This window comes from Paraburkholderia phenazinium (assembly GCF_900100735.1).
Classification (GTDB): domain Bacteria; phylum Pseudomonadota; class Gammaproteobacteria; order Burkholderiales; family Burkholderiaceae; genus Paraburkholderia; species Paraburkholderia phenazinia.
Genome location: NZ_FNCJ01000005.1, coordinates 291,120 through 313,603 on the forward strand (window position 1 = coordinate 291,120; position 22,484 = coordinate 313,603).

General features: G+C 64.1%; 22 protein-coding genes. 13 read left to right on the top strand and 9 right to left on the bottom strand.

The genetic code is table 11. The features are described 5' to 3' along the window. Nucleotides 1–46 precede the first annotated feature (46 nt). The 4 genes from sucD (at nucleotide 47) to BLQ92_RS14095 (ending at nucleotide 4,575) form a co-directional block, all read left to right on the top strand. Entirely contained in the window at nucleotides 47–928 is an 882-nt protein-coding gene (sucD, locus tag BLQ92_RS14080) for a succinate--CoA ligase subunit alpha (protein ID WP_090685103.1), read from the top strand. Between the two features lie 231 nt (nucleotides 929–1,159). Beyond that, nucleotides 1,160–1,885, top strand: coding sequence for a TerC family protein (locus tag BLQ92_RS14085; RefSeq protein ID WP_090685104.1), 726 nt, complete (start codon nucleotides 1,160–1,162; stop codon nucleotides 1,883–1,885). A gap of 138 nt (nucleotides 1,886–2,023) precedes the next feature. Then, nucleotides 2,024–2,662 carry a pilin gene (locus BLQ92_RS14090; RefSeq protein WP_090685105.1) on the top strand — a complete coding sequence of 213 codons (639 nt, stop codon included), beginning with the start codon at nucleotides 2,024–2,026 and terminating at the stop codon, nucleotides 2,660–2,662. Between the two features lie 128 nt (nucleotides 2,663–2,790). Then, nucleotides 2,791–4,575 (top strand): PglL family O-oligosaccharyltransferase, encoded by a 1,785-nt coding sequence (locus BLQ92_RS14095; RefSeq protein ID WP_090685106.1) that lies wholly within the window; start codon nucleotides 2,791–2,793, stop codon nucleotides 4,573–4,575. A gap of 65 nt (nucleotides 4,576–4,640) precedes the next feature. Here the strand turns inward: BLQ92_RS14095 and moaC are convergent, their stop codons facing one another. From moaC to BLQ92_RS14130, 7 genes are all read right to left on the bottom strand, one after another. Continuing rightward, the gene (moaC, locus tag BLQ92_RS14100) at nucleotides 4,641–5,117 is read right to left on the bottom strand and encodes a cyclic pyranopterin monophosphate synthase MoaC (protein ID WP_074300698.1); all 477 of its coding nucleotides are present in this window, start codon (nucleotides 5,115–5,117) and stop codon (nucleotides 4,641–4,643) included. 77 nt (nucleotides 5,118–5,194) lie between these two features. Continuing rightward, entirely contained in the window at nucleotides 5,195–5,788 is a 594-nt protein-coding gene (locus tag BLQ92_RS14105) for a DUF2946 family protein (protein ID WP_090685107.1), read from the bottom strand. Next, entirely contained in the window at nucleotides 5,781–6,878 is a 1,098-nt protein-coding gene (locus BLQ92_RS14110) for a YheT family hydrolase (RefSeq protein ID WP_090685108.1), read from the bottom strand. The genes BLQ92_RS14105 and BLQ92_RS14110 overlap by 8 nt, the downstream gene beginning before the upstream one ends. Before the next feature lie 33 nt (nucleotides 6,879–6,911). After that, nucleotides 6,912–7,358 carry a nuclear transport factor 2 family protein gene (locus BLQ92_RS14115; RefSeq protein WP_090685109.1) on the bottom strand — a complete coding sequence of 149 codons (447 nt, stop codon included), beginning with the start codon at nucleotides 7,356–7,358 and terminating at the stop codon, nucleotides 6,912–6,914. A gap of 161 nt (nucleotides 7,359–7,519) precedes the next feature. Continuing rightward, the gene (gene waaF / locus BLQ92_RS14120) at nucleotides 7,520–8,545 is read right to left on the bottom strand and encodes a lipopolysaccharide heptosyltransferase II (protein ID WP_090685110.1); all 1,026 of its coding nucleotides are present in this window, start codon (nucleotides 8,543–8,545) and stop codon (nucleotides 7,520–7,522) included. A gap of 166 nt (nucleotides 8,546–8,711) precedes the next feature. Continuing rightward, nucleotides 8,712–8,906 carry a zinc-finger domain-containing protein gene (locus BLQ92_RS14125; RefSeq protein ID WP_090685111.1) on the bottom strand — a complete coding sequence of 65 codons (195 nt, stop codon included), beginning with the start codon at nucleotides 8,904–8,906 and terminating at the stop codon, nucleotides 8,712–8,714. 65 nt (nucleotides 8,907–8,971) lie between these two features. Beyond that, complete coding sequence (locus BLQ92_RS14130) at nucleotides 8,972–9,895, bottom strand: branched-chain amino acid transaminase (RefSeq protein WP_090685112.1); 924 nt, start codon at nucleotides 9,893–9,895, stop codon at nucleotides 8,972–8,974. Between the two features lie 252 nt (nucleotides 9,896–10,147). On the opposite strand from BLQ92_RS14130, the gene BLQ92_RS14135 reads away from it, so the two are divergent. From BLQ92_RS14135 to BLQ92_RS14175, 9 genes are all read left to right on the top strand, one after another. After that, the gene (locus BLQ92_RS14135; protein ID WP_090685282.1) at nucleotides 10,148–10,918 is read left to right on the top strand and encodes an AzlC family ABC transporter permease; all 771 of its coding nucleotides are present in this window, start codon (nucleotides 10,148–10,150) and stop codon (nucleotides 10,916–10,918) included. Continuing rightward, a complete protein-coding gene (locus BLQ92_RS14140) occupies nucleotides 10,915–11,241 on the top strand; it encodes an AzlD domain-containing protein (protein WP_090685113.1) in 327 nt (108 codons plus the stop codon). The genes BLQ92_RS14135 and BLQ92_RS14140 overlap by 4 nt, the downstream gene beginning before the upstream one ends. 241 nt (nucleotides 11,242–11,482) lie before the next feature. After that, nucleotides 11,483–12,676, top strand: coding sequence for a phosphoglycerate kinase (locus BLQ92_RS14145; protein WP_090685114.1), 1,194 nt, complete (start codon nucleotides 11,483–11,485; stop codon nucleotides 12,674–12,676). Nucleotides 12,677–13,205: 529 nt separating this feature from the next. Further along, nucleotides 13,206–14,642 carry a pyruvate kinase gene (pyk, locus tag BLQ92_RS14150; RefSeq protein WP_090685115.1) on the top strand — a complete coding sequence of 479 codons (1,437 nt, stop codon included), beginning with the start codon at nucleotides 13,206–13,208 and terminating at the stop codon, nucleotides 14,640–14,642. Between the two features lie 195 nt (nucleotides 14,643–14,837). Continuing rightward, the gene (gene fba, locus BLQ92_RS14155) at nucleotides 14,838–15,902 is read left to right on the top strand and encodes a class II fructose-bisphosphate aldolase (RefSeq protein ID WP_090685116.1); all 1,065 of its coding nucleotides are present in this window, start codon (nucleotides 14,838–14,840) and stop codon (nucleotides 15,900–15,902) included. A gap of 141 nt (nucleotides 15,903–16,043) precedes the next feature. Beyond that, nucleotides 16,044–16,934, top strand: coding sequence for a phosphoribosylaminoimidazolesuccinocarboxamide synthase (locus tag BLQ92_RS14160; RefSeq protein WP_090685117.1), 891 nt, complete (start codon nucleotides 16,044–16,046; stop codon nucleotides 16,932–16,934). A 40-nt stretch (nucleotides 16,935–16,974) separates the two neighbouring features. Beyond that, on the top strand, nucleotides 16,975–17,511 hold the full coding sequence (gene purE / locus BLQ92_RS14165) for a 5-(carboxyamino)imidazole ribonucleotide mutase (protein WP_090685118.1): 537 nt from the start codon (nucleotides 16,975–16,977) through the stop codon (nucleotides 17,509–17,511). Nucleotides 17,512–17,637: 126 nt separating this feature from the next. Next, on the top strand, nucleotides 17,638–18,834 hold the full coding sequence (locus tag BLQ92_RS14170) for a 5-(carboxyamino)imidazole ribonucleotide synthase (RefSeq protein ID WP_090685119.1): 1,197 nt from the start codon (nucleotides 17,638–17,640) through the stop codon (nucleotides 18,832–18,834). A gap of 13 nt (nucleotides 18,835–18,847) precedes the next feature. Continuing rightward, a complete protein-coding gene (locus BLQ92_RS14175; protein WP_175772051.1) occupies nucleotides 18,848–19,948 on the top strand; it encodes an L-threonylcarbamoyladenylate synthase in 1,101 nt (366 codons plus the stop codon). A gap of 201 nt (nucleotides 19,949–20,149) precedes the next feature. Here BLQ92_RS14175 and BLQ92_RS14180 read toward each other — a convergent pair whose 3' ends face one another. Together BLQ92_RS14180 and BLQ92_RS14185 are read right to left on the bottom strand one after the other, a co-directional pair. Then, a complete protein-coding gene (locus BLQ92_RS14180) occupies nucleotides 20,150–21,397 on the bottom strand; it encodes an SGNH/GDSL hydrolase family protein (protein WP_090685120.1) in 1,248 nt (415 codons plus the stop codon). An 82-nt stretch (nucleotides 21,398–21,479) separates the two neighbouring features. After that, complete coding sequence (locus BLQ92_RS14185; protein ID WP_090685121.1) at nucleotides 21,480–22,460, bottom strand: sterol desaturase family protein; 981 nt, start codon at nucleotides 22,458–22,460, stop codon at nucleotides 21,480–21,482. Between the last annotated feature and the right edge of the window lie 24 nt (nucleotides 22,461–22,484).

Below are 22,484 nucleotides of genomic sequence, written 5' to 3' on the forward strand. Positions count from 1 at the left end.
GCCCGTTGGCGCAACAGCGCGACGCCAAACGAACAGAGGTCAATACATGTCGATTCTGATCAACAAAGACACTAAGGTCATCACGCAGGGCATCACCGGCAAGACCGGTCAGTTCCACACGCGCGCCTGCCGTGAATATGCAAACGGTCGCGAAGCGTATGTCGCGGGCGTGAACCCGAAGAAGGCCGGCGAAGATTTCGAAGGCATTCCTATTTACGCAAGCGTCGCTGAAGCCAAGGCTGAAACGGGCGCGACTGTGTCGGTGATTTACGTTCCGCCGGCAGGCGCTGCTGCTGCCATCTGGGAAGCCGTCGAAGCCGACCTGGATCTCGCAATCTGTATCACGGAAGGCATTCCTGTGCGTGACATGATCGAGCTCAAGGCACGCATGCGCGCGAAGAACAGCAAGACGCTGCTGCTCGGACCGAACTGCCCGGGCACGATCACGCCGGACGAACTGAAGATCGGCATCATGCCGGGTCACATCCACCGCAAGGGCCGCATCGGCGTCGTGTCGCGTTCGGGCACGCTGACGTATGAAGCAGTCGGCCAGTTGACGGCAATTGGCCTCGGCCAATCGTCGGCAGTCGGTATCGGCGGCGACCCGATCAACGGTCTGAAGCACATCGACGTGATGAAGATGTTCAACGACGATCCGGATACGGACGCCGTCATCATGATCGGCGAAATCGGTGGTCCGGACGAAGCGAATGCTGCTGAGTGGATCAAGGACAACATGAAGAAGCCGGTGGTTGGCTTCATCGCGGGTGTCACGGCTCCGGCCGGCAAGCGCATGGGTCACGCTGGCGCGCTGATCTCGGGCGGCGCCGATACGGCTGAAGCCAAGCTGGAAATCATGGATGCATGCGGTATCAAGGTCACGAAGAACCCGTCGGAAATGGCGCGTCTTCTGAAGGCGATGCTGTAAATCGAAATAGGCTGACTCGATCGGCTTATTTTTGATACTCTTACGAAACCCTTTCGTAAGAACGCAGTCCTAAAGCGAGGGAGCGAGCAATTGCTCCCTCGCTTTTTTGTTGTCTCGACCGGAGTTAGTGCTTTAGCTGTCGGTCAGCGTTAGCGCTTTGGCACTTACTCTGGCCCCATGCAGCTTCATCGCGGTTGCCTGTTCGCTTCTCTTCCTTCTATTGTTCTCTCCATGCTCGAGTTCTTCGCCACGCTCCACTGGGGCGCCGTTATCCAGATCATCGTGATCGACATCCTGCTGGGTGGCGATAACGCGGTGGTGATCGCGCTCGCCTGCCGCAACCTGCCGCCGGCCCAGCGCGTCAAGGGCGTGATGTGGGGGACGGCGGGGGCGATCCTGCTGCGCGTCGCGCTGATCGCGTTCGCCGTGGTGCTGCTCGACGTGCCGTTGCTGAAATTCGCCGGCGGCCTGCTGCTGCTGTGGATCGGCGTGCGCCTGATGGCGCCGGCGCATGACGTGCATGAAAACATCAAGCCTGCCGACCGGCTGATGGCCGCAATCAAGACCATCATCATCGCCGACGCCGTGATGAGTCTCGACAACGTGATCGCGATTGCCGGCGCGGCCGAAGCGGCTGATCCGGAACACCGCCTCGCGCTGGTGATCTTCGGCCTCGTGGTGAGCATTCCGTTGATCGTGTGGGGTAGCCAACTGGTGCTGAAGCTGCTGGACCGCTTCCCTATTGTGATTACGCTGGGTGCGGCGCTGCTGGGCTGGATTGCCGGTGGCCTCATCATCAACGATCCGGCTGGCGATCGTTGGCCGATCCTGGACACCCCGGTGGCCGAGTACGGCATGAGCATCGCGGGTGCGCTGTTTGTAGTGATCCTCGGATACGTGCTCAAGCGCCGTAACGCTGGCCGGGCAGCGGCGCAGTTGCCGCCGGGTTCGCACTAAGGCCATACGCCCCGGCAAAGGGGCGCCGGGTCCGACGTTAGCCATCTGGCTGACTGTTTAGGATCCACGCGGCTGGCTACGATCAAAGCGCCTGTTCCGATTCGCGGGGCAGGCGTTTTTCGTTTCAGGAGCCTGCCGATGACCGTTACTTTTCCCACCTCTGCCTTCCGTTGCGTGCTGTTGCGGCGCGACGACCCTGCTGCCGGCGCACGGATCTCCGAGCCCGGCGCGCAATGGCCCGCACGAATTGCACGGTTCGGCCGCAAGCTTGGCTTCACGCTGATCGAACTGATGATCGTGCTCGCCATCGTCGGGGTGATCGCAGCCTATGCGATTCCCGCTTACCAGGACTATCTGGCTCGCAGCCGCGTCGGCGAGGGGCTTTCGCTCGCGGCGTCGGCGCGGCTCGCGGTGGCCGAGAATGCCGCCAGCGGCAGCGCATTCGGCGGCGGCTACGCGCCGCCGCCAGCCACCCGAAATGTCGAATCCGTGCACGTGGATGACGACACGGGGCAGATTAGCGTCGCATTTACCACGCGCGTGGCGCCCGCAGGCACCAATACGCTGGTGTTGGTGCCGTCGGTGCCCGATAACGCCGATACGCCGACCGCGCGCATCGCGCTCGTCAAGGGTTCCGCGCAACCGGGGACGGTGACGTGGGAGTGTTTTGCCGGCGGCAAGGGCGCTTCGTCGTTGCCTGCGCCGGGCGCAGGACCACTGCCTGCAGATGCGCCGACCTTACCGTCGAATCTGGCGCCGCCTGAATGCCGGAGTTGATGCCGAGGTGAGGGGGAGGGGAGCTGCGGGGCAACTTCGGGCTAACTTCGGGATATTTAAGGCCGTCCGGCGCACAGGGGGAGGATTTTTTTGTATAGTGCGCCGGTTGCTGACGCCCCCGGTTCCTCATGCCCACCCCATTCGCGCGCTATTTATCTCTCGTATTGCTGGCTTGTGCGTTGATTCTGCCTTATGCAGTCACCGTCCATACCTATCCGATCCCGACTTTTTACGCGGAATTCACCACACTTGTCCTGTACGTGGTGACCAGCGCGGCCGTGGTCCTGCTGGTCTGGTCGGAGCGGCAGCACGTCACGTTTGCCTCGCCCACGGTCGCGCTCGTGCCGCTTCTGTTCGGGCTGGTGCTGATCGTACAGACGCTGGTGCTGCCGGTCGCGCAGCCGTCGATGAACTGGCTCGGCGCGGGCTATCTGCTCGCGGCGTTCATGGCGACCCACACCGGCTACGCCCTCAGCCGCGCCAAGATGGACGAGACGGTGCTGCGCTGGGCCGCGACGGCGTTGATCTTCGGCGGGCTGTTCGCGGTGTTTTGCCAGGTGATTCAGCTGTTCCATCTGGAGACCAAGGTCTCGCCGTTCGTCGTGGGGTACAACATCACGGTGGAGCGTCGGCCGTTCGGCAATATGGCGCAGGCCAACCACCTCGCCACTTATATTGCTTTCGCGATGGCCGGAGCCCTGTTCCTGGTGCAGACACGGCGCCTACCCGTGATCGTGTGGGGGCTGCTGTCGGTGGTGTTCTCGACCGGGTTGGCGCTGACTGTCTCGCGCGGCCCCTGGTTGCAGATGGGCGTGATCGTGGTCGCCGGCTTCTGGATGGCGTTTGCCGAAATCCGGCGCAACCCGGCTTTGCGTCGTAGCAACCGCGAATGGCTGATTCCGATAGTGCTGGGCGTGTTGTTCTTCGCGGTCAATGCGCTGGTTCGCTGGGCCAACGTGCACTATCAGCTCGATCTGGCCGAGTCCGCTGCCGACCGCTTCAAGGACGCTGGCCAGATCGCGCCGCGTCTCGCGCTCTGGAAGTATGGCTGGACGATGTTCAAGACGCACCCGCTGCTGGGCGTGGGCTGGGGCGAGTTTCCGCGTTACCAGTTCGACTTCGTACGGACGCTGGGCGGCGTCGAGATCGCCAACAACTCGCACGATATCTTCATCGATCTGCTGGGCAAGACGGGGCTGATCGGCCTCGCGATCGTGCTGCTCGGTCTGGTAGCGTGGCTGGTGCGCGTGGTCCGTGCGCCGCATACCGCGGCACGCGTATTCGGCATCGCGCTGATTGGCGTGCTGGTGATGCATGCGCTGGTCGAGTATCCGCAGCAATACATGTTCTTCCTGCTGCCTGCGATGTTCGTGTTCGGTCTGCTGGAAACGCGCTCGCTGCGGCTGGTGCCGAGCCGTGTGTCGTTCAACGTCTACATGCTTATCGTGTTCGGCGGCCTCGCCGCGCTGTATCCGATCTGTCGCGACTACAACCGCTCGGAGGTGTTGTATTACGGCACGAGTCCGGCCGAGCAGTATCGCAACGATCCTTCGTTCCTGTTCCGGGCTTGGGGCGAGTACGGCATGGCGACATTGCTGCCGATGAACGCCATGGATCTGGACCACAAGCTCGCCATGCACAAGCAGGCGCTCGCGCTGCTGCCGGGTGAGACAGTGTTGCGGCGTTATGCGGTGCTGCAGGCGCTGAGCGGCGATACCAACGCTGCGTTCGATACCGTGGCGCGCCTGAAGCTTTTCGCGGAAAAGCTGCACGATTGGCCGTCGCAACAGGGCTATCTGTACGAGCTGTGCGACGAGCAGAAGAGCCTTGCGGGCTTCAAGGCGGAGCTGGTGAAGGAGTACGGCATGCCGCCAAAAGACGTCAATCAGGATGATGACGATAGCGACGACTGATCGAGGTCGTCGCTTGCGGGTTGAGCTAAACGGCGCAGGAGGGCGGTGAAGCGCAGCAGCAGCGCTTACGCCGCCACCCAATCCCCCGACTTCCCGCCGTGCTTCTCCAGCACTTTCACATCGGTGATCGTCATGCCGCGATCCACCGCCTTGCACATGTCGTACACGGTCAGCAGTCCCACCTGTACGGCAGTCAGCGCTTCCATCTCCACGCCGGTACGCCCCAACGTCTCTACCTGCACCGTGCAATGCACGCCGGGTAGCGTCTCGTCGAGTTCGAAATCCACCTTGACGCGGGTGAGCGCGAGCGGATGACACAGCGGAATCAGATCGGCGGTGCGCTTGGCGCCCTGAATCGCAGCAATTCGCGCGATCCCGATCACATCGCCTTTCTTGGCATTGCCGTCGCGGATCAACGCAAACGTCTCCGGCAGCATGCGGATCGAGCCGCGTGCGATGGCGATGCGTTTGGTTTCCTGCTTGGCGCCGACGTCCACCATATGCGCTTGGCCGGCGGCGTCGAAGTGAGTGAGTTCAGGCATGGCGGGGCTCCTTCAGAGGGCGCTTATCATAACAGCGCGGTGCCGCTGGCAGATCGGGCTGGACGCCTCGCCGATGGCTACGCCGCCGCGCCGCCTTTCGCCGCCTGTGCTGGACTGGCGACGAAGCCAAAGCGCGCTGCCACGTCGGCATGCGACACCGGCTGCAACGGCAACGTCACGCCATTGCGCCAACGGAACCGCCCACTGCTGCCGTCCTCAGCCACATCAGCGTGCTCGGAAAACAGATCGAGATCGTGATCATGCAGCACGGCGATACGCGGGGGCGTCGAGGTGTCCGCGAACAGCACGCCGCCTTCGTCATCAAGATAAGCCGTGGACGGCTCGAACGCATTGCCCGCCTGATCGGTTAGCGAGAGCTCATCGCTATCGCTGGCAGCCCCCAGCCGCACCACCCACGGCGTATATCCCAACTCCACATACACCCGCTGCGGTCCGTTCTGGAAAAACCACTGCCCGCCGGCGTCCGCCTCGTAGTTCCGGTTGATGAACGCGAGCAGCGCCACATGGCGGATCGGCTCGCCCGGCGCGCCGCGCGCCTGGGCCTCGTCGTCGCGCATGCGCCAGTTGCCGCGCCGGTCGAGCAGCAGCCAGCCGGTGCAATGCGGCACGTTGGGCCATTTGGCGAGCGCCTGGCGAACGATGTCATCCATGGTCGACGAATGGGTTGAGGTAGTTGAAAACGCGCTGCGACAGCCAGTCGATGCGGCCCGGAAACGGGCCTGTCATGAAGCCGACGTGGCCGCCTTGCTGCGGCTGATCCAGCTCGACCGCGGCCGATACCTCGTGCCGTCCCGGCAGCACCGCGCCAGGCAGGAACGGATCGTTGCGGGCGTTGAGCACCAGCGTGGGCACGGTGATCTCCGGCAATAGCGGCCGGGTGGTCGCGCGGGTCCAGTAGTCGTCGGTGTCGCGAAAGCCGTGCAGCGGAGCGGTGACGACATTGTCGAATTCGTACATGTTACGGCTCGCGAGCATCGCGTTGCCGTCAAACAGGCCCGGATACTGTACGAGCTTTTGCTGCGCCTTGATCTTCAGCGTCTTCAGGAAGTTGCGCGTGTACATCTTGCCGAAGCCCTGCGACAGCGCCCGGCCGCCGGCATGGACGTCGAGCGGGGCGGAGATCGCCGCGGCCGCGGCGATAAACGAGGCGTCTTCGCGGCGCTCGCCCAGCCAGCGAAGCAGGACATTGCCGCCCAGCGACACGCCCGCCGCGACGATCGGCCCGCGATGCGTGTCGCGCAGGCGCCGCAGCACCCAGTCCACTTCGGCGCTATCGGCCAGGTGATAGAAGCGCGGCAACAGGTTCAACGGCCCGCTACAGCTGCGAAAGTGCGGCACGACGCCGTGCCAGCCGAACTCGCGTGCGCTAGCCATCAGCGTACGGGCGTAGTGAGAGGCAGAACTGCCTTCGAGGCCGTGAAACAGGACGAAGAGCGGCGCGTCGGGCGAGGGTTGTTCGCCGCCGGCCTGAACTCCGATCGCCGGATCGTTCAGCGCCAGCCTGGCACCGCGCCCTTCATGCACCAGCCAGTCGAGCTCGATGAAATCGCCATCCGGCGTATCCCAGCGCTCGCGCCGGTAGGTCACCGCAGGAAGCCGGGCGAACAGCGCGGGAACGATGGTCTGGATATGGCTGTTCGGCAGCCACAGCGGCGCGCGATAGAACATGTCGACGCTCGCCTCACCGGCCGCCGCGCGGGCGGAGGGGGGAGAAACGCTATTGTTGTGCGTCGTGCTCATACCGGCAACCGAAAAAACGGAAAACGTACCGCGTCAGTGCAATGACCCCTGACCATGACGCATTTTCGCAGCAAACTGGTTCGCCGCTTCGTTCGGCATCGCACTTGCGTGAATATGTGCGATCTTCCATTCGCCGCGTTCGTGGACCATCACATAGGTGGTGAACACCATGGCGGGCGCGGCCTTCGGGTCGGCGGGGCGGTGCGCTTCCGCAATCGCGTACACGACGGTGCCCAGGCTGTCGTACACGCGGATGTCGACCGGTTCGATCGAAACCGGCGCGGTTTCGAGCTGAACGGTGAGGCCCGCGCGAATGCTGTCGAGCCCATGCAGGTGCGAGCCGTCGGCGCAGATGCAGCTGGCGAACTCCTCGTCGATCCACAGGCCCATCAAACTGTCGATATTGACCTCCGCCACCGCCTGGTAATAGGCGTTGAGGGTATCCGCAGCGGCTTCGAAGATGTGGGCAAAACGTGGCATGGCTCGTCAGTCTCTTGTGCGCAGGGCGCGCGGTTGCGGGGCAACAGTTAACGGTACAACCCAGGACAACCCAGGGACAACCGCGAGGATGCCCGCGCTGGAAGGCGCGGGGATGACGCCACGTGGCGGGTTTGCAACGCGGCGTGCGGCTGCCGGACGGTTCAGCGTTGCGCGAGCAGCATGCCGCGCAGGTCGCCGAACACTTGCTCGGCGCTCAATTGCCGCAAGCAGTTCAGATGACCGAGCGGACACTCGCGCTCAAAACAGGGACTGCATTCGAGATGCAACCATTGTACCTTCGCAAGCTCGGACAATGGCGGCGTGTGACGCGGATCGGTCGAGCCGTACACGGCCACGAGCGGCCGGCGCAGCGCGGCGGCCACGTGCATCAGGCCGGAATCGTTGGTCACTACGGCGTTGGCGCGCGAGATCAGCGCGCAGGCCTCGCCCAGCGCGGTCTGGCCGCACAGGTTGCGCACGTTCGGCGCGCGCTCGGCAATCGCCTGGGCGAGCGGTGCGTCTTTCGGCGAACCGAGCGCGACGATCTGCGTGTACGGGAACGACTGGCCGACGATTTGCGCGAGGGCCGCGAAATGTTCGGGCGGCCAGCGCTTGGCCGGACCGTACTCGGCGCCGGGGCAGAACACCAGCAGCGGCACCCGCGTGTCCAGATTGAAGCGGGCCGACACGCGCGACGCTTCGTTCAGGTCGGTGTCGAGCCGCGGCATCGGCAGATCGTCGGGCACTTTTGCGCCGGGTTTGTAGGCGAGCGCCGCGTAATGGGCGAGCATCGGCGGGCGCTCGTCCTTGCGCGGATTCGCGTGGCGCACGTTTAGCAGGCCGTAGCGGCTTTCGCCGGTATAGCCGATGCGCAGCGGAATGCCCGCCATCCACGGAATCAGCGCCGATTTCAGCGAATTCGGCAGCACGTACGCCGCGTCGTAACCGACCTCGCGCAGGTCGCTCGAGAGTTGCCAGCGGCGCAGCATCTGCAGCTTGCCGTGCGCGAGATCCGTGGCATAGACGTCGCGGATTTCGGGCATGCGCTCCAGCACGGGCGCGACCCACGAGGGCGCAACCGCATCGATCACGATGCGCGGATGCAGTTTGACGAGGCGCGAGAACAAAGGCTGCGCCATCAATGCGTCACCGATCCAGTTCGGTGCGATAACCAACGCGCGACGCATCAGGGTGGGTTTCCGGTGTCGAAAGAACGCGCCGCACGCACGGGCGCACAGCGTTCTGATTTTAAAAGGGAAGCGGCCACATGCTTACGCGCGGCGCCAGTACGACTGGCTCCGCGCGCAACATGCGGCCTGATTGTAGTGGGCGTGCCCAGCCGGTGAGCGGCTTTCAGTGGCCTCTGACCACTTCGCCGTCACGCAGCTTGTAGCGCGTGCCGCAGTACGGGCAGCGCGCTTCGCCGTGCGTGACGTCGATAAACACGCGCGGATGGGCGCTCCAGCGCGCCATCGACGGGTTCGGACAGTAGGCGGGCAGGTCTTTTGCCGACAGTTCGACCAGCGGCATTTCCTTGATTTCGCTCATGGGGGCTTTCTCTGTGGAGACAGGGCGCAGGCGCGCCACGTGGGCGGCCTGCTTTAATTTCAGATTCAGATCTTGGTCAGCCAGTGCGCGTACTTCTCGCTCTTGCCGTTGACGATGTCGAAGAAGCCGCTTTGCAGCTTTTCCGTGATCGGGCCGCGTGCGCCGGAGCCGATCGTGCGGTTGTCGAGTTCGCGGATCGGCGTGACTTCAGCAGCGGTGCCGGTGAAGAACGCTTCGTCGCAGGTGTAGACCTCGTCACGCGTGATGCGCTTTTCGATTACTTCGATGCCGGCGTCTTTCGCCAGCGTGATGACCGTGTCGCGCGTGATGCCGTCGAGGCACGACGACAGGTCCGGCGTGTACAGCTTGCCGTTGTTCACGAGGAAGAAGTTCTCGCCCGAGCCTTCCGACACGTAGCCGTCTACGTCGAGCAGGAGCGCTTCGTCGTATCCGTCGGCGGTGGCTTCCTGGTTGGCGAGGATCGAGTTCACGTACCAGCCCGACGCCTTGGCGCGCACCATGGACACGTTCACATGGTGGCGCGTGAACGACGAGGTCTTCACGCGGATGCCCTTTTTCAGGCCGTCTTCGCCGAGGTAGGCGCCCCACGGCCAGGCGGCGATTGCCACGTGGATCGTGTTGCCCTTGGCGGACACGCCGAGCTTTTCCGAGCCGACCCAGATGATCGGGCGCAGATAGCAGGACTCGAGCTTGTTTTCACGCACCACTTCGCGCTGCGCGGCAGCGAGCGTTTCGTGGTCGAACGGCACATCCATCTGGAAGATCTTCGCCGAGTTCAGCAGGCGCTTGGTGTGTTCCTGCAGACGGAAAATGGCGGTGCCGCCGTCGGCCGTCTTGTAGGCGCGCACACCTTCGAAAACACCCATGCCGTAGTGCAGCGTATGAGTAAGCACGTGGATCTTGGCATCGCGCCAGTCGATGAGCTTGCCATCCATCCAGATCTTGCCGTCGCGGTCGGCCATTGACATACGATTCTCCAGCAGTGCGTTGTGAAGGGTTGCGCAAGCCCGCCAGGACGGGCGGGAGGCCTACAGAGGCCCGGCAAGCGGCGAAGTCCGTTATTTTAACGTCTTTTGCACACGGAACGGGCATTAGGCCGCATGCCGGACGCTATAATCCGGCGCACGCAGAATCCCAATCCGCATGCGCCAGTGGCTGTTTGTCGAGCTGGCGCCGACTCCATGCCGTCGCGGCGCGCCCCGCCCCAGAGCCCCCGTCTGATGCTCGCTAGCCCGTCCGATCTGCAACGCCGTGCTTTCCGCGAAGGCTTGAGCGACTACTCGCCCGCGTTGATGGCGATCTTCTCCTGGGGCCTTGTCACCGGCATGGCCATGAGCAAGTCCGTGCTCACGCTGCCGCAGGCGCTCACCATGTCGCTGCTGTGCTACGCCGGTTCGTCGCAAGTGGCCGTGCTGCCGCTCTTCGCCGCCAAATTGCCGGTCTGGACCGTGCTGCTGACCGCGGCGATGGTGAATACGCGTTTCGTGATCTTCAGCGCGGGCCTCGCGCCGCATTTTTCCTATCTGCCCATGTGGCGCCGCATCGTGCTGGGTTATTTCAACGGCGACGTCATCTACCTGCTGTTTCAGAAGAAAAGCTTTCAGACCGGTTACGTGCCGGGCAAGGAGGCGTACTTCTGGGGCATGGCGAGCGCGAGCTGGCTGTCCTGGCAGGTGTCGTCGATTCTCGGCATCCTGCTCGCCAGCATGATTCCGGATAACTGGGGTCTCGCGCTCGCCGGCACGCTGGTGCTGATTCCGGTGATGGTGTCGGCCATCAGTAGCCGTTCGACGCTGGTCGCCGTGCTCATTGCTGGCGTCGTCGCGCTGCTCGCCTTCGACCTGCCGTACCGGCTGGCCTTGCCGCTTGCGGTGCTGACGGCGATCGTCGCCGGCAGCTGCACCGATTTGCTGATCGAGCGTGCCGACTTGCGCCGCATCCGTAACAGCGCCGGGGATTCCGGCGGCGGCTCCCGCGGAGGCTCACAATGACCAGCACGCAGATCTGGATTGCCATTTTCGGCATGATGTTTGTCACGGCTTTCACGCGGGCGCTGTTCCTGATTGGCGGCGAGCGCGCCGTTTTGCCGGAGCGCCTGCAGCGGATGTTGCGCTACGCGCCGGCGGCGGCGCTGGCCGCCGTGGTGCTGCCGGATGTGGTGGCGACCCCGAATGGGCTTTCGTTCGCGCTCTCGAACCACGAGCTTTACGCGACGCTTGCCGGGCTCGGCTGGTTTTTGTGGCGGCGTACCATGCTCGGCACGATCATCGCCGGCATGCTGACTTTCACGCTCCTGCGTCTTGTTTTTCACTGACTCCCGCGTGTACGCTGCGATGCAGCATGCGCAGCGCATCTCCCAAATACGGGACATTCGCCTCGGCGCGGGGCCTGACGGGGTGGGGATCGGTTAAAATGATCGGCTTGCGGATCACTGCGCGACGCTGCGGCAGATGCCGTCGGGCCTGTTCATGGGGCCACCCCCGCGGGGCCCCTGAGCGCAGGCTGTTCGCGCGCTGTCCGTCACCGCCTTCCAATCAACTCGCAACCAAACGCTCATGAACCAGGTATTGCGTCTCTCCGATCTGATCTCCGAAGGCAAGCTGTCCGGCAAACGCGTGTTTATCCGCGCCGACCTGAATGTTCCGCAGGACGATCAAGGCAACATCACCGAAGACACCCGCATCCGCGCCTCCGTGCCGGCCATCAAGGCCGCGCTCGACGCCGGCGCCGCCGTGATGGTGACTTCCCACCTGGGCCGTCCCACCGAAGGCGAGTTCAAGCCGGAAGACTCGCTCGCGCCGGTCGCGAAGCGTCTGGCCGAATTGCTCGGCCGCGACGTGCCGCTGGTGGCGAACTGGGTCGAAAACGGCGTGAACGTCGCGCCCGGCCAGGTCGTGCTGCTCGAAAACTGCCGCGTCAACAAGGGCGAAAAGAAGGATTCCGACGAGCTCGCGCAGAAGATGGCGAAGCTTTGCGACGTCTACGTCAACGACGCCTTCGGCACCGCCCACCGCGCGGAAGCCACCACGCACGGCATTGCGAAGTACGCACCTGTCGCCTGCGCAGGCCCGCTGCTGGCGGCTGAGCTCGAAGCGCTCGGCAAGGCGCTGGGCGCACCGAAACGTCCGCTGGTCGCGATCGTGGCCGGCTCGAAGGTGTCCACCAAGCTGACCATTCTGAAGTCGCTGGCCGACAAGGTCGATCAACTGATCGTCGGCGGCGGCATCGCCAACACGTTTATGCTGGCTGCCGGCCTGAAGATCGGCAAGTCGCTGGCCGAAGCCGATCTGGTGAACGAAGCCAAAGCCATCATCGATGCAGCCAAGGCGCGCGGCGCCTCGGTGCCGATCCCGACCGACGTAGTCACGGCCAAGGAGTTCTCGCCGACCGCCAAGGCTGAAGTCAAGGCTGTGGCTGATGTGCAGGACGACGACCTGATCCTCGACATCGGACCGGAAACTGCCAAGGCCCTGGCTGCGCAACTGGAAAAGGCCGGCACGATCGTCTGGAACGGCCCGGTCGGCGTGTTCGAATTCGACCAGTTCGGCAACGGCACGAAGACCCTGGCGGACGCCATTGCCAAGTCGGCGGCGTTCTCGATTGCAGGCGGCGGCGATACGCTCGCGGCCATCGCCAAGTACGGCATCCACGACAAGGTGAGCTATATCTCGACGGGCGGCGGCGCCTTCCTCGAGTTCCTCGAGGGCAAGAAGCTGCCGGCGGTCGAAGTCCTGGAATCGCGGGTTTAATGTGACAACGCGCTCCCCATCGGCGAAAACTGCAAAGACGCGCATGAAGTCGCCGGCCAGCAAAAACGCAGCCACCGCCAAGGCGGGCAAGGCAGCGAAAGCGGCTACCGAGTCAGCAGCGAACAGCGCAGCGCAAGCAGTCAAAGCAGGGGAGCGCACCGCAGGCTCCATCGGGACACTGCGGCAAGCGGTTCCCGCAGTTTCACCCGCTGGTCATGCCGGCGGCGCATCATCCGAAGCACACGAAACATCCGAATCACTCGTGGCGCTCGCGGAGTTGACCACTGAGTCGGTCGCAGGCGTGCCCGCCGGGCATGCCACCGCACCGCACGCAGAACCCCGCAGCGACACTTCTGTCGTAGCCGCAGCACCGCTGGCGTCCCGCACGCTGGTCTCGAACACCGCTTTACCCCATAAAGCGACGCCGGTTTCAACTGGCGCGCAGCCCCCGGCAGCATCCTTCGGTGCGCAGCCTCCGCACCCGACTCGCAGCGCTCTTTCCAGCGATCCCATCCAGACGAGGAGACTCATGCATCGCGCCACCAAGATTGTCGCCACCATCGGCCCGGCTTCCAGCACGCCCGAAATCCTGCTGCAAATGATTAAGGCGGGGCTCGATGTGGTGCGCCTCAATTTCTCGCACGGCACGGCCGACGACCACCGCCAGCGCGCCGAATTCGTGCGCGAAGCGGCTCGCCAGGCGGGCCGTGAAGTTGCCATCATGGCCGACCTGCAAGGCCCGAAGATCCGGGTCGGCAAGTTCGAAAACGGCAAGACCACGCTGATTCCGGGCAACCCGTTCATCCTCGACGCCGAATGCGAACTCGGCAACGACGATCGCGTCGGCCTCGACTACAAAGATCTGCCGCGCGACCTGAAACCGGGCGACGTGCTGTTGCTCAACGACGGCCTGATCGTGCTCGATGTCGTGCGCGTGCTCGGCAGCGAGATTCACACCACCGTGAAGGTCGGCGGCGAGCTGTCGAACAACAAGGGTATCAACCGCCAGGGCGGCGGCCTGACGGCGCCCGCGCTCACGGCCAAAGACATGGAAGACATCCGCACGGCCATGTCGCTCGGCGTGGATTTCGTTGCCGTGTCGTTCCCGAAGAACGCCACCGACATGGAAATGGCCCGCCAGCTCGCGAACATAGCGGGCGCGCCTTACGGCATCAAGCCGAAGATGATCGCCAAGATCGAGCGCGCCGAAGCGATTCCGGCGCTGCAAGGCATCCTCGACGCCTCCGACGGCATCATGGTCGCGCGTGGCGATCTCGCCGTGGAAGTGGGCAATGCCGCAGTTCCGGCGCTGCAAAAGCGCATGATTCGTATGGCACGCGAATCGAACAAGTTCGTGATTACCGCCACGCAGATGATGGAGTCGATGATCTACGCTCCGGTGCCGACCCGCGCCGAAGTGTCGGACGTCGCCAATGCGGTGCTGGACGGCACGGACGCGGTGATGCTGTCCGCCGAATCCGCAGCGGGCAAGTACCCGGTGCAGACCATCGAGACGATGGCGGCCATCTGCGTCGAAGCGGAGAAGTCGGAGCAGTCGGAGCTGGACAAGGATTTCCTTGACCGCACCTTCACCCGCATCGACCAGTCGATCGCCATGGGCGCGCTGTTCACGGCGTTCCACCTCGGCGCCAAGGCGATCGTCGCGTTGACGGAGTCGGGCTCGACCGCGCTGTGGATGTCGCGTCACTGGACCCACGTGCCGATTTTCGCGCTCACGCCGCGGGTGGGCAGCGAGCGCGCGATGGCGATCTACCGCAACGTCACGTCGCTGCATCTGGACACCAGCAGCGACCGCGACACCGCGTTGCAGCAGGCGCTGGAGACGGTGGTGAGCAAAGGCTACGCATCGCGCGGCGACATGGTCGTGCTGACCGTCGGCGAACCGATGGGTCAGGCTGGCGGAACGAACACGCTGAAGATCGTGCGGGTCGGCGAACCGTATTGATCGGCTTTAAAACTGCTTAGGATCGGCACGGCGAAGCAGCCGCAGCACCCCGCGAGAGGCGGCGCGCAGGCCTTTGGAGCTAGCCCCCGGGCGAGCTTCGAGCCTGCTGCCTACGGGTATGCGGCTTGCTTCGCGATAAAATTGTAAAAATAGATGCCGACGGCACAGGATTCGTTTCAATCTAAGGAGTAAAGCATGCCTCTCGTATCAATGCGTCAACTGCTGGACCATGCCGCCGAAAACGGCTATGGGCTGCCGGCATTCAACGTGAACAATCTGGAGCAGGTGCAGGCCATCATGGCTGCGGCTGATCAGGTCGGCGCCCCGGTGATCATGCAAGCCTCGGCTGGCGCGCGGAAGTACGCGGGCGAACCGTTCCTGCGTCATCTGATCGAAGCGGCGATTGAGTCGTATCCGCACATTCCGGTTGTGATGCACCAGGATCACGGGCAGTCGCCGGCTGTGTGCATGGCGGCGATCCGTAGCGGCTTCACCAGCGTGATGATGGACGGCTCGCTCGAAGCCGACGGCAAGACGGTTGCGTCGTACGAGTACAACGTCGACGTGTCGCGCAAGGTCGTGGAAGCGGCACACTCGATCGGCGTGACGGTGGAAGCGGAACTCGGCGTGCTGGGTTCGCTGGAAACCATGAAGGGCGACAAGGAAGACGGCCACGGCGCGGAAGGCACGATGACGCGCGAGCAACTGCTGACCGATCCGGAGCAGGCCGCCGACTTCGTCAAGCTGACGCAGTGCGATGCGCTGGCAATCGCCATCGGCACGTCACACGGTGCGTACAAATTCAGCAAGAAGCCCACGGGCGACATTCTGTCGATCCAGCGCATCAAGGAAATTCACCAGCGCATTCCGAACACCCACCTGGTGATGCACGGTTCGTCCTCGGTGCCGCAGGAGCTGCTCGCGGAAATCCGCGAATTCGGCGGCGACATGAAGGAAACCTACGGCGTGCCGGTCGAAGAAATTCAGGAAGGCATCAAGCACGGCGTGCGCAAGGTTAATATCGATACTGACCTGCGTCTGGCGATCACCGGTGCGATCCGCCGCTACCTGGCGGAAAATCCGGGCAAGTTCGACCCGCGCGATTACCTGAAGCCGGCGCGCGAAGCGGCCAGGAAGATTTGCGTGGACCGTTTCGTCGCTTTTGGCGCCGAAGGCCAGGCTGGCAAGATCAAGCCCATTTCGCTTGATAAAATTGCGGAGAAGTACAAGTCGGGCAGCCTCGCACAGGTCGTCCGCTAAGGCAGTACCTAGGCAGCACAGCGCGGATCTGGCCATCCGGCCAGGTTGCAGCACGTTTCGCCGTTCCCGCATCATAGGGGGAACGGCGTTTCCCTTTTGTTCCGGTCTCACTTTTTGCCCCACTTTTAGCGAACTACGACGATGTCTACCCTCTACGAATCCACGCTCCGCTCGCTGCCGCTGCTCGGCCGCGGCAAGGTCCGCGACAACTATGCGGTGGGCAACGACCAGTTGCTGATCGTCACCACCGACCGTCTGTCGGCGTTCGACGTCATCATGGGCGAGCCGATTCCGAACAAGGGTCGCGTGCTGAACCAGATGGCCAACTTCTGGTTCGACAAGTTGAAGCACATCGTGCCGAATCACCTGAGCGGCGTGGCGCCGGAGTCGGTGGTGGCGGCAGACGAAGCCGAGCAGGTGAAGGGCCGCGCCGTGGTGGTGAAGCGCCTCGAGCCGATCCTCGTCGAAGCGGTGGTGCGCGGCTATCTGGCTGGCAGCGGCTGGAAAGACTACCAGGCCACGGGCGCCGTGTGCGGCGTCGAACTGCCGCCGGGCCTGCAAAATGCGCAGAAGCTGCCCGAGCCGATCTTCACGCCGGCAGCCAAGGCCGAAATGGGCCACCACGACGAGAACATCACCTACAACGAGATGGAACGCCGCATCGGCACCGAACTGTCGGCCACGATCCGCGACATCTCGATCAAGCTGTACAAGGAAGCGGCGGACTACGCCGCAACCCGCGGCATCATCATTGCCGACACCAAATTCGAATTCGGTCTGGACAATCACGGCAAGCTGTACCTGATGGACGAGGCGCTGACGGCCGATTCGTCGCGCTTCTGGCCGGCGGACGAGTATCAGGTGGGCACCAACCCGCCGTCGTTCGACAAGCAGTTCGTGCGCGACTGGCTGGAAACCCAGCCGTGGAAGAAAGAGCCGCCGGCGCCGAAGCTGCCGGACGAGGTCGTCACGAAGACGGCCGCTAAGTATCAGGAAGCGCTCGAGCGCCTGACCGGGCAGAAGCTCGCTTAACGCCGCGAGAGCAGATTAGGAAGATGAGGAAGTCTCACAGATGAGCCAAGTCCAGACTGCCCAGGCAGCACAAACGGCACATACGCATGCTGCGCCGCTCGTCGGCGTGCTGATGGGGTCCAGTTCCGACTGGGAAGTCATGAAGCACGCCGTTGCGATCCTGCAGGAATTCGGCGTACCGTATGAAGCGAAGGTCGTATCCGCGCACCGGATGCCCGACGAGATGTTCGAGTATGCGGAGAAGGCGCGCGAGCGCGGCCTGCGCGCAATCATCGCGGGCGCTGGCGGCGCTGCGCACTTGCCCGGCATGCTGGCCGCCAAGACCACGGTGCCCGTGCTCGGCGTGCCGGTGGCGAGCAAGTATCTGAAGGGTGTCGATTCGCTGCATTCGATCGTGCAGATGCCCAAAGGCGTGCCGGTCGCGACGTTTGCGATCGGCGAAGCGGGCGCGGCCAACGCGGCGCTGTTCGCTGTGTCGATTTTGAGCGTGACTTCGACCGAATACGCGAACGCGCTCGCCGCGTTCCGTGTGCGGCAGAACGAAGCCGCGCACGCGATGGTTTTGCCCGCGCTGTAAGCGCGTCTTTGAAGACCCGATGAAGGCCGGATGACGGCCTGATCGGACGTGATCGGGCCTGATGTCCATTGCCTGACCCCCGGTGCGGCGCGCAGCGATGCGCGCCGGCCGTGACCGACCACTGAGATGAACCCAGACAACACACCGGTTTCACCGATTATGCCCGGCGCATGGCTTGGCATGGTGGGTGGCGGCCAGCTCGGCCGCATGTTCTGCTTTGCCGCCCAGGCGATGGGCTATCGCGTTGCCGTGCTCGATCCGGACGAAGGCAGTCCGGCTGGCGCTGTCGCGGACCGCCACCTGCGCGCCGCCTACGACGACGAAGCGTCGCTGACCGAACTCGCGCGTTTGTGCGCGGCGGTTTCGACGGAATTCGAGAACGTGCCTGCCGCGAGCCTCGATTTTCTCGCCCGCACCACCTTCGTGAGCCCGGCCGGCCGCTGTGTGGCCGTGGCGCAGGATCGTATCGCCGAGAAGCGTTTTATCGTCGAATCGGGCGTTCCCGTTGCGCCGCACGTGGTGATCGAATCGTCGGATGCGCTCGCCGCTATCGACGACGCCACCCTCGTTGCCGTGTTGCCCGGCATTCTGAAAACTGCCCGTCTCGGCTATGACGGCAAGGGCCAGGTCAGCGTGCGCAACGCCGAGGAAGTGCGCGAGGCGCATGCTTCGCTGGGCGGCGTGCCCTGCGTGCTGGAAAAGCGCCTGCCGCTGAAGTTCGAAGTGTCGGCGCTGATTGCGCGCGGCGCGAACGGCACCTCGGTAGTGTATCCGCTGGCGCAGAATACTCACCGCGACGGCGTGCTCTCGCACACTATCGTGCCGGCGCCGGATGCGAGCCCGACGCTGGTCGGCCAGGCTCAGCAGGCCGCGCTGCAGATTGCCGACAAGCTCGGCTATATCGGCGTGCTGTGCGTCGAGTTCTTCATTCTGGAAGACGGCTCGATGGTCGCCAACGAGATGGCGCCGCGGCCGCACAATTCCGGCCACTACACCGTCGATGCCTGCGCCACCAGTCAGTTCGAACAGCAGGTCCGGGCGATGACGGGCATGCCGCTCGGCGACACGCGCCAGCACTCGCCGGCGGTGATGCTGAACATCCTTGGCGATATCTGGTTCCCGGATGGCGGCAAGCGTGCGGCCGTCACGCCGCCATGGCACGAAGTAGCGGCGATGCCAGCCGCGCGGCTGCATCTGTACGGCAAGGAAGACGCACGGCCCGGCCGCAAGATGGGCCACGTGAACTTCACCGCCGCGACACTCGACGAAGCCCGCACGGCTGCGCGCGACTGCGCCCGGCTGCTGCATATCGTGAAGGGCTGACGCGCGCGCCATCATGCCGGATCAAGCTAAACCTGCCGACGCTGCGGCGGCCGCTGTCTCAGCCGCTGCCAAGGCTGCCCAAGCTTCTGGCGCCACACCGGGCGTCACTGCCGTGAGCGCTGCCCAAATCGAGCACGCCGCCGCGCTGCTCGACGCCGGTGAACTGGTCGCGTTCCCGACCGAAACCGTCTACGGCCTAGGCGGCGACGCCCAGAGCCCCGACGCGGTAGCGCGTATCTACGCAGCGAAAGGGCGGCCGGCGAATCATCCGGTGATCGTGCACCTCGCGCCGCACGGCGATCCGGGGTATTGGGTCGAGCATTTGCCGCCGGAAGCGCTGCGGCTCATCGATGCTTTCTGGCCCGGTCCGCTCACCCTGATTCTCAAGCGCGCTGCGCATATCCCCGCTGCCGTGAGCGGTGGACAGGACTCGGTCGGTTTGCGCTGCCCGTCGCATCCCGTGGCGCAGGCGCTGCTCGACGCATTCAGCGCACTGCGCGGTGGTCACGGCGGGGTAGCTGCACCGTCGGCGAACCGTTTTGGTCACGTGAGCCCGACCACGGCGCAACACGTGCGTGACGAGTTCGGCGGCACGATTCATGTGCTCGACGGTGGTTCGTCGGATGTCGGCATCGAGTCGACCATCCTCGATTTGTCGCGCGGCTTTCCGGCGCTGCTGCGCCCTGGACGGGTGACGCCTCAGGATATCGCCGAAGTGCTGGGCGAGGCGCCGCGTCTGCCGGATGGCTCGGATGCGACGGCGCCGCGAGCATCGGGCACGCTCAAGGCGCACTACGCGCCGCGCACGCCGCTCGCGCTGCTGCCATTCGAGGCGCTGGAGCCCTTACTGGCGGCGCGTGAATCCAATGAGCGCGTGGCGCTGGTGGCCCGCGTGTCGCGCGCAGGCCACTGGGCCGATGCCGACGGTGTGCACTTCATGGCCGCGCCCGAAGATCCCCATGTGTACGCGCGTGAACTCTACAGTTTGCTGCGTGCACTCGACCGGGCGAACGTGACCCGCATTCTGATCGAGAAGCTGCCGGATACGATCGAATGGATCGCAGTGAACGACCGGCTCGGCCGGGCGGCTGCGGCGTTCGAAGCGCAGGGGTAGGTTTCAGTTCCGAGTTGCCAAAATGCCAATAATTGGCATGAAAATACCAGTTGTTGGCATGAATTTACTCGGCGTGAGCACCGTCACCCACAAGCTGTCTCCAACTCACGTCCACCAAACAAAAAGGCCCGGCTGAACCCAGCCGGGCCTTTCACTACCACTAAGGTAACGGCAGATCGCCCCGATCCGCCGCTTCCCCAATTACTTACCCAAACCGGTCGCCGCGACCTGCTGCTCGACGTACTGCGCGAACAGAGCATGCATGTGCGTGCTCGGGTGGACCGTGTCCGCGAACATGTAGGTCTGGTCAGCGCCAGCCACCGTGTAGGTCTGCGGCGAGCAGAACAGCGACGAGCCGAACTGTGCGCCGTACTGGGCAGCGGTCAGTCCGTTGGTTGCGCCCGGATTCGCAGTGGCGTACGCGGTTGCGTTGGCGATCATCGACGACAGGTTACACGCCGTGCCCGTGTTGGACACCGTGAAGCCGAGCGACTGGTAGTTCGGCAATTGCTGATCGAGCCACGTGAACGCATCGACCACGATGACTTTGCCGTTGCCCACCAGGCCGAGCTGCGTCAGGGCCTGGACCAGCATGCCGTTATACGCCGCGGTAATCCCCGACAGCAGTGCTGCCGAGCCAGGCGTGGCCGCGTTGGCTGCAACGCCGAGCGGCGTATTGCCAATGTCCGGCACCGTCGACACGACCACGTGGGTCGCACCCGAGTTGACGATGGTCTGGACTTGAGCGGCAAGCTGGGCAGCGGCCTGCGCGATCTGCGGGTTGGACAACTGCTGCAGGTAGCCGGCGATGAACTCCACCTGGCCCGCCTGTGTGTTCGGCAGCAGGCCGGCCGCCACTTCCTGCGGATATACCGTCTGCAGTGCGGTGGCGAGCGCCGTCAGATTGGCGGTGGTCGCGAACTGGAAGATGTCGTTCGCGCCGCCGTTCACCAGCACGAGCTGGTTCGCGTTGAAGCTCGTATGGGCGCTCAGGTAGTTCGCCACCTGGGTCACCACCGGCACCGTCGTCGCCGCCAGGCTGTTCGGCGCCCAACCTTCGCCTTGCGCGTTGACGACGTCCGAGCCGCCCTGCGCGTAGCCGTAGCCGCCCGCTGCGACCAGCGGCTGACCGAAGCCGCCGAGGTAGGCCGGCGTCAGCGTGCCGCCGTAGTATTCAGCGACCTTTTGCGTCCACACTTCGCCCGGGTTGGTGGTGAAGCGGCCACCGCCGAAGTTTGCCGAGATGACCGGCGAATACGTGCCCACATCCGAGAGGCTGTCGCCGAACGACACGACCTGCAGGTTCACGCCGCCCGCCGGTGTGCTGCTCGAGTTGTTGTTGCTGCTGCTGCCGCCACCGCAGGCTGCAAGCATGGCAAAGGCTGTGCTGGCGATCGCGACTTGCGTCAAACGCAGCAGACCGCGATGTTTCGTTCCCTGTTGTTTCATGTTGATTTCATCTCCTCGTATGTGTGGCCTTGTTGCCATGTGATGCAGGCGGCGCCCGCCGCGTCGGCGGCGTGGCGACAGCTTACAGAATCTTCCCTGATTCGCGCTGCGTTTGAAACGCAGCGCGGTGGTTTGCCGATACATCGGCAGGTTCGCTCGGGCGTTGCTCCGAATGTTCGTCCAGATCGTGGCCGCCAGCCTCAGCGGCGAGCGCGGCGTGATACTCGGCGGCCCATGCCGGCGGCGCGAACAGTGCGCGCAGCTTGTTGCGCCATCCCTGCACGCGCAGGAAATCGGCTCCCATCGACGCCCATTCGTGAAACGTCGCCTTGAGCGGGTTGTAGGTGTGGAGCGGTTCGACGATGCCGTAGACGGGCGCATCGTGCGCATCCTCCTCCACATAGCTGCCGAACAGGCGGTCCCAGATCACCAGCACGCCGGCATAGTTACGGTCGATATAGCGGTCGTTGCGCGCGTGATGAACGCGATGGATCGACGGCGTGTTCAACACGTATTCGAGCCAGCCGAGCTTGCCGATGGCCTGCGTGTGGACGAAAAACTGGAAGCCGAGGTTGATCAGCACGATCGCGACGATCTGCTTCGGCGGAAAACCGAGAAAGGCGAGTGGAATCCAGAACACCCACATGCCGGCAATCGGGTACATCAGGCTCTGGCGGAACGCGGTCGAAAAATTCATCCGCTCCGACGAGTGATGCACCACATGCGCGGCCCACAGCCAGCGCACGCGATGGCTGCAGCGGTGAAACACGTAGTAGAGCAGGTCCTGCGCGACGAACAGCACAACGAACGACACCCATCCCGCGTGCCAGGTATAGACGCGGAAGTGGTTGAAGCAATACGCATAAACGGGAATGATCGCGAGCCACGCGAGCTTGTCGGCGGCCTGCTGCATGAGCGCGAGTGCGGCGTTGCAAAGCGTGTCGCGCCAGCTATAGAGGCTTGCTTGCGGGCGCGTGCGATGCAGGTGCCACGCCTCCCAGCCAATACATGCGAGGAAGACGGGTGCCATGGCGAGCAGCAGCAATTCGGCATCGAATTGCATGGACGTCTTCCTCCGTGGTCCCTG

Bases quoted from the DNA above. Each gene is read 5' to 3' on its own strand.
- sucD (WP_090685103.1), top strand. From the start codon at position 47: ATGTCGATTCTGATCAACAAAGACACTAAGGTCATCACGCAGGGCATC.
- BLQ92_RS14085 (WP_090685104.1), top strand. From the start codon at position 1,160: ATGCTCGAGTTCTTCGCCACGCTCCACTGGGGCGCCGTTATCCAGATC.
- BLQ92_RS14090 (WP_090685105.1), top strand. From the start codon at position 2,024: ATGACCGTTACTTTTCCCACCTCTGCCTTCCGTTGCGTGCTGTTGCGG.
- BLQ92_RS14095 (WP_090685106.1), top strand. From the start codon at position 2,791: ATGCCCACCCCATTCGCGCGCTATTTATCTCTCGTATTGCTGGCTTGT.
- moaC (WP_074300698.1), bottom strand. From the start codon at position 5,117: ATGCCTGAACTCACTCACTTCGACGCCGCCGGCCAAGCGCATATGGTG.
- BLQ92_RS14105 (WP_090685107.1), bottom strand. From the start codon at position 5,788: ATGGATGACATCGTTCGCCAGGCGCTCGCCAAATGGCCCAACGTGCCG.
- BLQ92_RS14110 (WP_090685108.1), bottom strand. From the start codon at position 6,878: ATGAGCACGACGCACAACAATAGCGTTTCTCCCCCCTCCGCCCGCGCG.
- BLQ92_RS14115 (WP_090685109.1), bottom strand. From the start codon at position 7,358: ATGCCACGTTTTGCCCACATCTTCGAAGCCGCTGCGGATACCCTCAAC.
- waaF (WP_090685110.1), bottom strand. From the start codon at position 8,545: ATGCGTCGCGCGTTGGTTATCGCACCGAACTGGATCGGTGACGCATTG.
- BLQ92_RS14125 (WP_090685111.1), bottom strand. From the start codon at position 8,906: ATGAGCGAAATCAAGGAAATGCCGCTGGTCGAACTGTCGGCAAAAGAC.
- BLQ92_RS14130 (WP_090685112.1), bottom strand. From the start codon at position 9,895: ATGTCAATGGCCGACCGCGACGGCAAGATCTGGATGGATGGCAAGCTC.
- BLQ92_RS14135 (WP_090685282.1), top strand. From the start codon at position 10,148: ATGCTCGCTAGCCCGTCCGATCTGCAACGCCGTGCTTTCCGCGAAGGC.
- BLQ92_RS14140 (WP_090685113.1), top strand. From the start codon at position 10,915: ATGACCAGCACGCAGATCTGGATTGCCATTTTCGGCATGATGTTTGTC.
- BLQ92_RS14145 (WP_090685114.1), top strand. From the start codon at position 11,483: ATGAACCAGGTATTGCGTCTCTCCGATCTGATCTCCGAAGGCAAGCTG.
- pyk (WP_090685115.1), top strand. From the start codon at position 13,206: ATGCATCGCGCCACCAAGATTGTCGCCACCATCGGCCCGGCTTCCAGC.
- fba (WP_090685116.1), top strand. From the start codon at position 14,838: ATGCCTCTCGTATCAATGCGTCAACTGCTGGACCATGCCGCCGAAAAC.
- BLQ92_RS14160 (WP_090685117.1), top strand. From the start codon at position 16,044: ATGTCTACCCTCTACGAATCCACGCTCCGCTCGCTGCCGCTGCTCGGC.
- purE (WP_090685118.1), top strand. From the start codon at position 16,975: ATGAGCCAAGTCCAGACTGCCCAGGCAGCACAAACGGCACATACGCAT.
- BLQ92_RS14170 (WP_090685119.1), top strand. From the start codon at position 17,638: ATGAACCCAGACAACACACCGGTTTCACCGATTATGCCCGGCGCATGG.
- BLQ92_RS14175 (WP_175772051.1), top strand. From the start codon at position 18,848: ATGCCGGATCAAGCTAAACCTGCCGACGCTGCGGCGGCCGCTGTCTCA.
- BLQ92_RS14180 (WP_090685120.1), bottom strand. From the start codon at position 21,397: ATGAAACAACAGGGAACGAAACATCGCGGTCTGCTGCGTTTGACGCAA.
- BLQ92_RS14185 (WP_090685121.1), bottom strand. From the start codon at position 22,460: ATGCAATTCGATGCCGAATTGCTGCTGCTCGCCATGGCACCCGTCTTC.